Source organism: Clostridium lapidicellarium, assembly GCF_041224415.1.
Taxonomy (GTDB): domain Bacteria; phylum Bacillota; class Clostridia; order Clostridiales; family Clostridiaceae; genus Clostridium_B; species Clostridium_B lapidicellarium.
Genome location: NZ_JBGFFE010000005.1, coordinates 117676 through 130903 on the forward strand (window position 1 = coordinate 117676; position 13228 = coordinate 130903).

The 13228-nt window shown below is 42.6% G+C and carries 9 protein-coding genes and 1 pseudogene; 9 read left to right on the top strand and 1 reads right to left on the bottom strand.

Annotated features, from left to right (window positions below; translation table 11 throughout):
- Positions 1-149 precede the first annotated feature (149 nt).
- The 6 genes from AB8S09_RS05770 to AB8S09_RS05795 all read left to right on the top strand — a co-directional run bounded on the left by AB8S09_RS05770 (position 150) and on the right by AB8S09_RS05795 (position 9951).
- Positions 150-2510 carry an NACHT domain-containing protein gene (locus AB8S09_RS05770; protein ID WP_369868659.1) on the top strand — a complete coding sequence of 787 codons (2361 nt, stop codon included), beginning with the start codon at positions 150-152 and terminating at the stop codon, positions 2508-2510.
- Between the two features lie 16 nt (positions 2511-2526).
- A complete protein-coding gene (locus AB8S09_RS05775; protein ID WP_369868660.1) occupies positions 2527-2736 on the top strand; it encodes a helix-turn-helix domain-containing protein in 210 nt (69 codons plus the stop codon).
- Between the two features lie 6 nt (positions 2737-2742).
- Positions 2743-4332, top strand: a complete 1590-nt coding sequence (locus AB8S09_RS05780) for a type I restriction-modification system subunit M (protein ID WP_369868661.1) — start codon at positions 2743-2745, stop codon at positions 4330-4332.
- Positions 4329-5450 carry a restriction endonuclease subunit S gene (locus tag AB8S09_RS05785; protein WP_369868662.1) on the top strand — a complete coding sequence of 374 codons (1122 nt, stop codon included), beginning with the start codon at positions 4329-4331 and terminating at the stop codon, positions 5448-5450. Before AB8S09_RS05780 ends, AB8S09_RS05785 begins: the two co-directional genes overlap by 4 nt.
- Before the next feature lie 13 nt (positions 5451-5463).
- A complete protein-coding gene (locus tag AB8S09_RS05790; RefSeq protein WP_369868663.1) occupies positions 5464-8595 on the top strand; it encodes a type I restriction endonuclease subunit R in 3132 nt (1043 codons plus the stop codon).
- A 256-nt stretch (positions 8596-8851) separates the two neighbouring features.
- A protein-coding gene (locus AB8S09_RS05795; protein ID WP_369868664.1) for an IS3 family transposase occupies positions 8852-9951 on the top strand; the annotation gives its coding sequence in 2 pieces (ribosomal slippage) (positions 8852-9110 and positions 9110-9951; 1101 coding nt in all).
- A gap of 42 nt (positions 9952-9993) precedes the next feature.
- On the opposite strand, the pseudogene AB8S09_RS05800 reads toward AB8S09_RS05795, so the two are convergent.
- Positions 9994-10466 (bottom strand): annotated as a pseudogene (locus AB8S09_RS05800) (transposase); the annotation flags it as partial.
- A 121-nt stretch (positions 10467-10587) separates the two neighbouring features.
- Here AB8S09_RS05800 and AB8S09_RS05805 point away from each other — a divergent pair.
- The 3 genes from AB8S09_RS05805 to AB8S09_RS05815 all read left to right on the top strand — a co-directional run bounded on the left by AB8S09_RS05805 (position 10588) and on the right by AB8S09_RS05815 (position 13162).
- Entirely contained in the window at positions 10588-11400 is an 813-nt protein-coding gene (locus tag AB8S09_RS05805; RefSeq protein ID WP_369868665.1) for a hypothetical protein, read from the top strand.
- A 4-nt stretch (positions 11401-11404) separates the two neighbouring features.
- The gene (locus tag AB8S09_RS05810; protein ID WP_369868672.1) at positions 11405-11485 is read left to right on the top strand and encodes an SHOCT domain-containing protein; all 81 of its coding nucleotides are present in this window, start codon (positions 11405-11407) and stop codon (positions 11483-11485) included.
- Between the two features lie 711 nt (positions 11486-12196).
- Positions 12197-13162, top strand: a complete 966-nt coding sequence (locus AB8S09_RS05815; protein ID WP_369868666.1) for a ketopantoate reductase family protein — start codon at positions 12197-12199, stop codon at positions 13160-13162.
- The last annotated feature ends 66 nt before the right edge of the window (positions 13163-13228 follow it).

The window sequence follows — 13228 nt, forward strand, 5'->3', positions numbered from 1 at the left end:
TTCGAAGGCTTTTCGTACCTTCTGTATTGAGTATAAAAGAAGCGGAATTATTTCTCGCTGACGCGGAGGCAGACATTATTCGGACGAACACGGACATAGTCCGGACACATACGGACAAGTGAACTCTTCTATGGGGAGATGCCGAAAAAGTGGAGTACAGTGATTTCTTACAAAAGTTCTATCTGCCTGACACTGGCGGAGGACTTGTTGGATATAAATCAAAGAGGAAAACGGCATTATTCTTCTTTGAAAACGGGTTAGATGATGGGTATAATGACTCCATCATCTGCCCTTCAGATAGCACTTTTGAAAAATGGGTAGATGGAAAAAGGAAACCAGAGAGCGCGATATGGAGCGAAGCGTCAAAACATTTAGACGACGGAAAACTCGCTAAGAAACTGCTTGCGGTTCTAAATACAAGGAATCTGAAGAACATAATGGTGAGCTTTGGCATCACCTTTAAAATAGAGGAGGTCCCTGACAGAAAAAAGTTCTCCACGGCAGTAGCAGCTCAATTTGTCGCGATTGCAGAAGGATATGGGATTGCTGATAATATCGTTTCAGAGGAATATAAAAAGACCCCGGAGCCTGTAGGCTTTGAGACCTACCTCCGGGGTGCTGAAAACAAATATAAGTGGATAAGACTTCCGGGCGAAGAAGAGTGTTTATTAGGTGATGTGTTTGTCTGTAATAACATAGGAACATCTGCAGCAGTTTTCCCTCATCGAATAAAGGGAAAATGTATAGAGAATGCCACTATGGAAAAGTTGAGAACCTATGACCGCCGTGGGGAAGTTTTAAGAGTTATTCTGATCGGCGGTTGCGGATATGGAAAGACACTCATGCTTCAGCATCTCTTTCTTGAAGCAGCAGAGCACAGCGATGAAACCGGCCGTTTTCCAATAATAGCTGAGCTGAGAAATTTCTCTTCAAGCTATGACGGATTTCTCCCGTTTATCGTTGATACAGTTCGTGAATATGACCCTTCTTTTACCGAAAGTTCTGCAATAGAAGTCCTTGAGAAAGGACAGGCTCAGATTCTTTTTGATGGATTAGATGAGCTTGATCCGGAGGAAGTAAAGTTCTTCCAGAAAAAACTGGCGGAGCTTACGCATCGGTACCCAAACATACAGGTGATTGTTACATCGAGACCGTGCTCGGCGATAAACGGTATTAGCGGTTTTATGAAGCTGTATCTTCATCCACTTGATGAAGATCAGGTAAATTCTCTTCTTGATAAGTTGCTGATTCGCAAACAGGATGCAAAAGCAAAAAAGACAATTTTTTCGTTTTTTGAGCTTGGCACAGGATATGTAAAGAAGGATGGATTCATTGCGACAAATCCTATGCTTCTCACGGTTATAGTTAGCAATTACGAGAAGTTGATGGAATTCAATGGAGATAAAACCCGATTTTATGAGTTGATGTATGACGTTCTGATTCGTGGTCACGATGAAGGAAAAGAGGCTTTTGATCGTTTCTTCCATAGTGTTGGGAGTAGAGAAGAATTTACACAAGTTTTCCGGGCATTCTGTGCATTGACTTTTATGGACGGAGTTTATGAATTCGACCGACGGATATTTGAGAAGTATTTTAATCTAATCAAGAAGCAGGAAGGCCTGAGTAACCCTAACATATTCCGACTCGATGGCTTTGAGCACGATGTATGTGCAACGGCCTGCATGATGTATGAACAGGAGTCAGGAATTTATTACATAGACCCTGGCTTTCAAGATTATTTCTTTGCCGAGTATTACTACTTCGAGGATACAGAAAAGACAAAAGCTATGGGAGAAGCCTTAAATCGCAGGCAAATGAAATCTTTTCGGAATCTCGATGGACTAAAGATGCTTAATAAGATGTCTCCAGAGAAGATGGAGGTTTGTGTATTTCTTCCCTATCTTAATGAGATATTTAAAGAATCGGATGAAACAAAATGTTTTATGCGGTTCCTTGCTTGCGGATACCGGGATTGTATTTATGTAAATTTTGATGAAGTAGCAATAAAAACGAGTATGGTAAAGCTTAAGGCAAATAAATTCGATTACCCGCTAGATTCAAATCCACCGAAAAATATTGTCATGGGACTGATACTTGACATGCTGAATCTTAATAATACGTTCTCATTAGGTGCATGGGTAGAACCACTGAAAGAAGAAAACGGTGCAACACATTTTATTACCGGATATCTTGATGCTATCGAAAAACCGGAAGGACCAGATAGAACTTACGTTATCAAAACAATTGAAAATGGAATTCACTATAAGGACGATCCTGATTATTTTGAAGATATGAGGTTGATGCCGATGCCAATACGGGATGATAGAGGAAAACCAGTGTGCTTTGGTTATAAATACAGGGTCAATCCGTTATCGCTTCTTTCGGATCAAAGGAGAACAGAGGACTTCATTGATATGGCGAAGAAAGCAGGATTAGTCGATATTTTTATGAATGTGAAAAATTATTACAACCAGATGGTTGAACGGCAAAAAGCAAATGATTTCAGGTAACACGAGAGGTGTGAGTATGGGAAATAACAATATTGAAAATGAAAGCGAGCGCTGGATCAGTCTCGAAGAAATATCAAAGCATCTTGGTGTCAGTAAAGATACAATTCGGTTGTGGATCAAGAAAAACACGATTCCATTTCATAAAGTAGGCCGACAGTATAAATTCCGATTGTCAGAAGTTAATGCATGGGTTGAGAGCGGGCAGAGCGCGGATGCGGATAAATAAATCAAAATGGAGGAACAAATAAAAATGGCAACTGACACTAAGAAAGAAAGAGAACGCGAAGAACTGCATCGCGCCATTTGGGCGATTGCCGATGACCTGCGCGGCGCAGTAGACGGATGGGATTTTAAGAACTATGTGCTTGGAACGATGTTTTACCGGTACATTTCTGAAAACCTGACAGCATACGTCAACGAAGGCGAGATTGAAGCCGGAAACACCAACTTTGATTACGCCAAGCTAACAGATAAAGAAGCCGAAGAAGCTCGTGACGGTCTGGTGCAGGAAAAAGGCTTTTTCATATTACCCAGTGAGCTTTTCTGCAATGTCAGAGCCAGAGCAGCGGTGGATGAAAACCTAAACGAGACCTTGGAAAAGGTGTTTCACAACATCGAAGAATCAGCAAAAGGCAGCCAGTCAGAAAACAGCTTTGCAGGCTTGTTTGATGACTTTGATGTGAACAGCAACAAACTTGGCAGTACCGTTGCCAAGAGAAATGAGCGCCTTGCCAAGCTGCTGGACGGTATTGCTGCCATGAACCTTGGCGAAGTAAAAGATCATTCCATTGACGCTTTTGGGGATGCTTATGAATACTTAATGTCCATGTATGCGTCAAACGCAGGTAAATCCGGAGGTGAGTTTTTTACACCTTCTGATGTATCCGTACTGCTGACACGCCTTGGAACCGTGGGAAAAACAGAAATTAATAAAGTGTATGATCCGGCCTGCGGTTCCGGTTCTTTACTGCTAAAGGCTGAAGAAATTCTTGGACAAGATGCTATCCGCAATGGCTTTTATGGTCAGGAAATCAATATCACCACTTATAACCTCTGCCGCATCAATATGTTCCTGCATGATATCGAGTTTGATAAATTTGATATAGAGTGTGAGGACACTCTCATTAATCCGCAGCACTGGGATGATGAGCCCTTTGAGCTGATCGTTTCCAATCCGCCCTACTCCATCAAATGGGTGGGGGATGATAACCCGCTGCTCATCAATGACCCTCGTTTTTCCCCTGCCGGAGTCCTGGCACCAAAAAGCAAAGCGGACATGGCATTTATTATGCACAGCCTTTCTTGGCTTGCATCAAACGGCACAGCCGCCATTGTATGCTTTCCGGGCATTATGTACCGGGGCGGCGCAGAGAAGAAAATCCGCAAATATCTGATTGACAACAACTATGTGGACTGCATCATTCAGCTGCCGAGCAACCTGTTTTTTGGCACCTCCATTGCCACCTGCATCATGGTGATGAAGAAGAATAAGAATGACAACAAGACTTTGTTCATTGATGCGTCAAACGAGTGCGTCAAGGTCACGAATAACAATAAGCTGACCCCGGAAAACATCGACCGCATTGTGGATGTGTTTGCAAAGCGTGAGGAAGTGGCGTACTTCTCCCACCTTGCCAACTATGACGAAGTGGTCCAAAACGATTACAACCTTTCCGTTTCTACTTATGTGGAGGCGGAGGACACCCGGGAAAAGGTGGATATTGTAAAACTGAATGCCGAGATTGAAGAAATTGTCATGCACGAGGATGAACTGCGAGAGGCAATCCGCAACGTCGTCGAAGAAATCGAGGCAGGCGTATGAGCAGGTTGGATGAACTAATTGCGGAATTATGTCCAGATGGGGTGGAGTGTAAAGCACTTGAAACAGTTTGTCATATTAAAAAAGGAATACAATTCAACAAAAGTGATATGAAAGATGAAGGAAGCTTTCCTGTTATAAATGGTGGTATAAACCCATCTGGTTATATTGAGCAATATAATCAAGATGAGAATACTATCACAATTTCTCAAGGAGGCGCATCTGCTGGTTATGTAAACTGGATTGCTGTTAAGTTTTGGGCAGGTGCTCATTGTTATGTTCTGAAACCTTTAGATTCCATTTTGAATCGCTATTTATTTCACTTTATAAAATCGCAAGAATTTAAACTACAAGAATGTCAGTATGGTGCAGGTATTCCTGCTTTAGCAAAATCAACTGTTGCGACAATCTCAATCCCCGTTCCCCCTCTGCCCGTGCAGCGTGAAATTGTCCGGATTCTGGACAATTTCACGGAGCTTACAGCGGAGCTTACAGCGGAGCTTACAGCGGAGCTTACAGCGGAGCTCACAGCGAGAAAAAAACAGTATGAGTATTATAGGGATGAACTGCTGACGTTTGGGGATGATGTGCCAAGAGCAAAATTAGGTGATGTTTCAGATATATCTCGAGGTGTACGAGTTGTAAAAAAGCAGTTAATACCTGATGGTACGTATCCAGTATATCAAAACAGTCTTGCACCAATGGGCTATTATGACAAACATAATTGTTATGCAAATACTACTTATGTAATTAGTGCTGGTGCTGCTGGTGAAATCGGCTTTTGTGATAAAGACTTTTGGGCGGCAGATGATTGTTTGGTGTTTTCAAACCTAAATGGTGTTATTGATAAGTATATTTATTATTTCCTAATGACAAAGCAAGACTTTATTCGCGCTAACGTCAGAACGGCAAGTATTCCACGTTTATCAAGAACGGTGCTTGAAAACTTACAAATCCCATTATTGTCGTTAGAAGAACAAAGACGCATCGTTTCGATCCTTGACCGTTTTGACACCCTTTGTAACGATATTTCGACAGGCTTGCCCGCCGAAATTGCCGCCCGCCAAAAGCAATACGAATACTATCGGGACAAGCTGCTGACATTCAAAGAATTATCCTGAGGAGGTGAGTCATGTGTCATATTTTAATATTGTAGCTGCAACCACAGAAAACACTGTTGTTACTGAATATGAGCCGGTGAAAGCCCGTGCAGACAGCTACCAGAGCGAGGCTGCGCTGGAAAAAGAGTTCATCCGCCTTCTGTGTGAACAGGGCTATGAGTACCTTCCCATTCACACGGAAGCCGACCTGATTGCAAACCTGCGCACCAAGTTGGAAGAGCTCAATAACTATACCTTTACGGATACCGAGTGGGAGCGGTTCTTTGCCGACTGCATTGCCAACAAAAATGAAGGCATCGTCGAAAAGACACGCAAAATCCAAGAGGATTATGTCCAGGTTTTGAAGCGTGATGATGCCATGACCAAAAACATCACCCTCATTGACAAGAAAAACATTCACAACAACCGCTTGCAGGTCATCAACCAGTATGTTCTAGGCAAAGAGGACGGCGCCAAGTATGACAACCGCTATGATGTGACTATTCTCGTGAACGGCTTGCCATTGGTTCACGTGGAGCTAAAACGCAGAGGAGTCGCCATCCGTGAAGCGTTCAACCAAATCAACCGCTATCAGCGTGACAGCTTTTGGGCAGGCTGTGGCTTGTTTGAATATGTTCAGATTTTTGTCATCTCCAACGGCACAAACACCAAGTATTATTCCAACAGCACTCGATACAATGCTATTAAGGACGCGGCATCCGGTAAGGCAAAAAAGGGAAAGACAAGCAACAGCTTTGAGTTTACATGCTTTTGGGCTGATGCCAATAACAAGACCCTTCCCGACCTAATTGATTTTACCAAAACCTTTTTTGCCCGGCACACCATTCTGAACATTCTGACGAAGTACTGCATTTTTACTTCCGAAAATATGCTGATGGTCATGCGCCCTTATCAGATTACCGCAACCGAGCGAATCCTAAACAGAATTGAGATTGCCCACAACTACAAGAAATATGGTGATATTGCTGCTGGCGGTTATATCTGGCACACCACCGGTTCCGGCAAGACACTGACTTCCTTCAAAACAGCAAGGCTTGCGTCGCAGTTGCCCTTTATTGATAAGGTGCTGTTTGTGGTGGATCGCAAGGATTTGGATTATCAGACCATGAAGGAATACGACCGTTTTGAAAAAGGTGCCGCTAACAGCAACACCTCCACGGCTGTTCTGACAAAGCAACTAGGTGATAGCAAGTCACACATTATCATCACCACCATCCAAAAGCTGTCCACCTTTATCAAAAAAAATAAGACGCACCCCGTTTATAACAAGCAAGTGGTTATCATCTTTGATGAGTGCCACCGCAGTCAGTTCGGGGATATGCATACCGCAATCGTGCAGAACTTCAAAAAGTATTACATGTTCGGCTTCACTGGCACACCAATTTTTTCGGTCAATGCCGGCCCGACAAAAAAGTCCCAGCTTTTCACCACCGAGCAGACCTTTGGTGACCAGCTCCACGCATATACCATTGTGGATGCCATCAACGATAAAAATGTTTTACCGTTCCGCGTGGATTACATAAAGACCATGGATGAGGAAGAAGATATCACAGACGAGATGGTTTGGAACATTAACCGTGAAAAGGCAATGATGGCACCCAAGCGTATCGAACTTGTGACAAAATACATTTTGGAGCATTTCGACCAAAAGACCTACCGTGGAGACAAGTCGTATATCTTTAATCAGCTGACAAATATTGCAGATGTGGCTTCGGCGGAGCGCGGTGCTGTGGAAGAAATCAAGGCGAAGCAGCGTGTCAGCGGGTTTAATTCCATTTTTGCCGTTGCCTCTGTTCCCATGGCAAAGCTATACTATGACGAATTCCGCCGGCAGATGAGTGTAGACCCCACCAAGCAGCTGAAAATTGCTGTGATTTTTAGCTATGCTCCCAACGAGGAAGAAACTGATGGTATTCTTAACGAGGAAAATCCGGAAGACACTTCTGCCCTTGATAAGAGTTCCCGCGATTTTTTGGAAGGCGCAATTGATGATTACAACAGGATGTTCAACACTAGCTATGATACGTCATCTGACAAGTTTCAGAACTATTATAAGGACGTATCACTGCGCATGAAAAACAAGGAACTAGATTTGCTGATTGTCGTGAACATGTTTCTTACTGGCTTTGACGCAACCACGCTCAACACCCTGTGGGTGGACAAGAATCTCAAAATGCACGGCTTAATTCAGGCATTCAGCCGCACCAACCGCATCCTCAATTCCATCAAGACATTCGGCAATATCGTGTGTTTCCGCAATCTGCAAAAACGTGTCGACAGCGCGATTTCCCTGTTCGGGGACAAAAACGCCGGCGGCATTGTTCTGCTGAAAAGTTTCAAGGATTACTACTACGGCTATAAATCTGCAGATGGAAAGACAATGCCCGGATATGTGGACTTGATGGAGAACTTGTCGACCAAGTTCCCGATCAGCGAGCCACAGATTATCGGGGAGCAGAACCAGAAGGATTTCATCTCCCTGTTTGGCGCAATTCTGCGCATGCGAAACCTTCTCAGTTCTTTTGATGAATTCAAGGGCAACGAAATAATCACCGAGCGTGACCTGCAGGACTACCTAGGCAAATACCAGGATTTGCGGGATGAATGGAAACACAAGCGTGAAACCGGGAAAAGCACTGATATAACAGATGATATCGTGTTTGAAGTGGAACTGATAAAGCAGGTTGAAATAAACATCGACTACATTTTAATGCTTGTAAAAAAATATCACGATAATAACTGTGAAGATAAGGAAGTCCTTGTCACCATCAACAAAGCAATCGATGCCAGTACGGAGCTCCGCAGCAAAAAGCAGCTCATTGAAAACTTTATCGCCACTGTCAACGAAGTTGATGATGTTATGGGCGAGTGGTACAAATATGTGGGAGTTCAGCGCGAAAGAGATCTTACGGAAATCATTAAGGATGAAAAATTGAAGCCAGAAGAAACTCGCATTTTCTTAGAGAACTCATTCCGAGAAGGCGAGATAAAGACTGTCGGTACTGATATTGACAGACTGATGCCGCCAATCAGCCGTTTCGGTGGTGGAAACCGCCCCCAAAAGAAACAAGGTGTCATCGACAAGCTGAAATCCTTCTTCGAAAAATATTTTGGAGCCGGTGGGTCCAATAAATTCACAGACTGAACTGATAACACTTAGCTCATTTCTAAAGAAAAACCAGAGGCTTTTGAGTATAACTGGATGAGAGCATTGGGATGTATTTGGTAGAGTACAGCTGATTCGCCAGCAGCGCGGCCCCGATGGAAAAGATCATTCCTATCGGCTGGATATGTCAAACACTAAACACGGGAGGATGATAGTCATGGTGACCTGAACCCCGAAAACAAAACCAATGGAAAAGTTAGTCACAATATGATAAAATGCAAATGGAGTGATTAACATGAAGAAACGGTTCAGTGAGGAACAAATCATCAGAATTCTAAAAGAGCATGAAGCAGGGAAAAAGGCTGCGGATATTGTTCGGGAATACAATATTTCGGAACAGACATTTTACCGTTGGAAAAGCAAATACGGCGGAATGGATGTCAGCGAGGCAAAACACCTGAAGCAATTAGAAGAAGAAAACCGCCAATTAAAAGAGCTGGTGGCTAATCTCTCCCTGGATAATCATATTTTAAAGAACGTCATTGCAAAAAACGGATAAAGCCTGCCGAGAAGCGTCGCATCGCGAAAGAGATACAGCAAACATATCAGCTAAGCGAACGCCGAGCGTGCAGGCTGTTGGATTTTAGCCGAAGCAGCAAACGATATGAACCAATTGATAAAACAGAAGATACAGAAGATAAAGAAATAACAGACCGATTAATACCGTTGGCAAGCCGATGGAAGCGTTTCGGCTATCGACGTTTGCATGTTATGCTCCAACGGGAAAACATCCATATCAACCATAAAAGAACATATCGGCTGTACAAGGAAGTCGGATTGGCCTTGAAAAAGCGGAATAAAAAGAAGAAATACGAAAAGCGTGGGATGCCGGACAGGACAACATTGTCGGTAAATTCCAGATGGTCAATGGATTTCGTTTCAGATCGTACCCGGTCTGGAAACCATATTCGCGTCTTAACTGTAATTGATGAAGCAACACGGGAATGTCTAGCGTTGGAAGTGGACAGCTCCCTTACGGGCAAAAGAGTTGCAGCTGTTCTCAACCGCATTGCACTGTTTCGTGATCTTCCCAAAGAGATTCTGACAGATAATGGCTCTGAATTCACAGGAAACGCATTAAACGCATGGAGTTACGACCACCATGTAGAACATATTTTTACGGATCCGGGCCACCCAACCCAGAACGGTTATATCGAAAGTTTTAATGGAAAACTTCGGGATGAATGCCTAAACCAAAACTTGTTTAAAAATCTCTACGAGGCCAAAGAAATCATTGAAGATTGGCGAAATGAATATAACCACCTTCGCCCGCACAGTTCTCTCAATAATTTGACGCCATCAGAATATGCCTTGAAAATCTCAGGTGATTACTAACTTTCTATCTGGTCGACTTTTGGGGGCAGGTCACTTGTAAGCTCCAAGACGTTTGTTATAATCTGCATAGATTTGAAGAATAAGCTTTGCAATCGCTTGGTTTTCTTTTGTACGATCAGCAGGTTCGGTATTGTAATGCTTATAGTAAGTACTTCGATTAACGCCAAGAACCTTACAAAGGAGCTTGATATTGTGTTGGAAACGGAGCTTATGAATAGCTTCTAATCGTTGTTTGAGTGTGGCGTGAAGATGGCAATCGCTTTTTTTAGTATGAGGAGTTCCTCCTCAAGCTGAGCATTACGCTTTTGAAGGTCTTTGACCTGCTTAGCAGTTAGTATTTCGCCATCATCCGTTTCAACGGTTGAGTATTGTTTAATCCAACGGCCAAGCGCAGTGATAGAAACACCATACTCTTTACAGAGTGCTGCTTGTGATTTGCCGCCAGATTGATAAAGGTTGACGAGAGTTCGTTTGAAATCTTCGCCATATCGGGTTCCAGTTTTACCAGTGGACATGAGTAAATACCTCCTTTTTGGTGTCTACTTAATTATAATTGATAGTTACTTCAGGTGTCCACTTATTTAATATAGATCCAATCAAATGAAACATGTTCTGTACAAGAATAGAGGATATGAATTGGCAAAAATATATTGTTGCATATGTGGGAAGCAACTAAACAAGATAGCAGTCAATAAATTTCTGATTAAGGGCAGAGAATTTGTCTGCTTCGATTGCGTGAGAAAAGCCGGTCATAATCCTTTTACATGGACGAGGAACTTGCAAATCACATCAGATGACATAAGAGCTGAAATTACAATGAATGAACGTGGAGACGGCACGGCTCCTAAAGAAAAACAGCTTCACGGATATGTGCCGCCGGTATCTTCTCATTTTGAAAAGACGTCCACATCATATGATGTAGGCAATGCTGAAAGCGCTACATCCAGCCAAATAGTTACTTCTATCCCACATAAAATTGAAGTGCCAAAAGCAGTCCAGAAGTATCTTCAGATAGATTGCAGAAATCTTTGGTATGTAACGCCGAAACTATTTAAAGAACCTGTAAAGCATCACATAGAGGATATTATAAGCTTTGAACTGTTGGAAGATGGCAATACAGTCATTAAAGGCGGTCTTGGGGGAGCGGTTGCTGGAGGACTGCTGTTTGGCGGTGTTGGAGCTGTCGTTGGCAGTGCAGCGTCCAAGCGGAAGGTACATGAGACTTGTAGGTCATTGCGGATCAAGATAACAGTTTGTGATGTAAAACATCCTACAGAATATATCGATCTTCTCACCATGGGGAGTATAGATAAGAGTTCGTGGTCGTACAGGAATCTTATGCAGCGGGCACAGGAAATAATATCTACTCTTCAGGTGCTACAAGATGCTGCGAATAAAGAGAAAAAACGGACAGTACAATATGCACCTGTGCAGAACATGAGCAGATGAAATAATGAAATTCAAGAAGCTTCTGGATAATGGAATTATTACAAGAGAAGAATTCGAAGAGCAGAAACGGAAGTTACTGAAATAAACCTCTTATGTTGTCTCGTGCCTTTTAAATTACATTTGGAGAGGAAAATTCCGATGGCTGAACATCTTGTCATGCAAACAAAACTCAGACACAGATCATCGCCTTCTGTAGGCAAGTTATAGGTTGAGACGATGAAATCTGGACTTATTTCCACAGCCTGCACTTTTAAGACGATTGCGGAATTGCTGTAGATGCTATAATAGGTACTGGAAGCCCCTTAGACTTGTTCTCTCGAACGGACGAGGTGTGAATTTCGCCTTTTTGGAGCCATTTTTACCCTTGGATAAATTCCCGCGAACAAACAAAGGCTTATTCTGCGTTTCGGGTGGTACCGGACATCAATCAGAAGCAGTCGAGCCACGTCGAGTGCGTGGTATTGATGTCAAGGGTAAATTGACGGGTGTGTAAAAAGTCCAGTATTACTGGCACTTTCGGGGTTTTGAGGCAAAAATCCGTTGTCCCGAAACTGCCCAAATATCGCTTCGCGGGAACAAGTCCAGAGGGCGGATGTCGTCCGCGAGTGAACGAGATTGATGTCGGCACTTCGCGAGTGTACAGGATAGATGTTTTGCGTTTTTGGGGCTTGGTGAGAGAACGGGATAGATGTTTTTTGGATTTTGGCGTGTAAACGGAAACAGGGCAATTTTATATTTGAAACCAAGCCTGTCGGTGCGGGTGCGCATTATAAAAATTTAAGATGAGTAATGAATAATGAAAATATTAATACTTGGCGATGGTGTTATCGGTTCAGTATATGGAAATGAACTTACTAAGGCCGGTTATGATGTCACTCATTTCATTCGAAAAGAAAGATCACAAGATGTCATACTTCATGGAATTCCGATTCGCTGTATTGACGGGCGCGATAACAATAAAAGAACCGAAGAATTATATCGACCAGAGGTGATTTCGGAACTTGCAAAAGAAAATGTATATGACTTATTCATTATTAGTGCAAAGTCAGATGGACTCCACAATATCATAGCAAGTTTTTCTAAAAAGCTTGCCAATGAAACAACCGTATTGATATTTCAAAGTCTTTGGATCGATGCCAATGAGATAGAAAGCTGGTTCAACGGAAATAAAGTATTGTATGGATTTCCGCATATTATGGGTGGAGGTCGGGATGAACAGGGCATTTACTGTACCATTTTTGGAAGTCCAGACGCTCCGTCTATGATAGGAGAAAAGGATGGGACGATATCCAATGCGTTACAATCTGTTGAAAAAGCATTTTCAGACGCAAGCATGAATCCGAAAATCACAAAGGATATACTCGGCTGGATCTATACCCATTATGCAGAAGCTGCGGGATTGCTTGCGAGAGTTATGCAGACGAATGATTATATTAATTTTTCCCAGGATAAAACAGTCGTAGTTCAGACACTGCTGGCAATTCGGGAAGGACTGCGTATATGCAAAGCTAGGGGAATACCGGTTAGTAAAATCAAACCTCAATGTTACTATTTCCTTCCCAAAATTGTAATGGTTCCTTTCATGAAAAAAATGTACGCCACAGAATCTGCGAAATTAATGATAAAAGGCCATATCACACATTCTTTAAATGAGATGAAAAGCATGGTAAATGATATGATCGCCAGCGGGGAACAGTACCACGTTGATACAAGGCAATTAAGTAAAATGAAAAAGAATGTAGATCAATTTTCAATAATCTAACAAACAGAATTGCGCATAACAGGGAACGTTCATAGATTTGTGTAAAATAGAATAGATAGAGTAAAA

Coding starts and splice junctions, on each gene's coding strand:
- AB8S09_RS05775 (WP_369868660.1), top strand. CDS start 2,527: ATGGGAAATAACAATATTGAAAATGAAAGCGAGCGCTGGATCAGTCTC.
- AB8S09_RS05780 (WP_369868661.1), top strand. CDS start 2,743: ATGGAGGAACAAATAAAAATGGCAACTGACACTAAGAAAGAAAGAGAA.
- AB8S09_RS05785 (WP_369868662.1), top strand. CDS start 4,329: ATGAGCAGGTTGGATGAACTAATTGCGGAATTATGTCCAGATGGGGTG.
- AB8S09_RS05810 (WP_369868672.1), top strand. CDS start 11,405: ATGAAATTCAAGAAGCTTCTGGATAATGGAATTATTACAAGAGAAGAA.
- AB8S09_RS05815 (WP_369868666.1), top strand. CDS start 12,197: ATGAAAATATTAATACTTGGCGATGGTGTTATCGGTTCAGTATATGGA.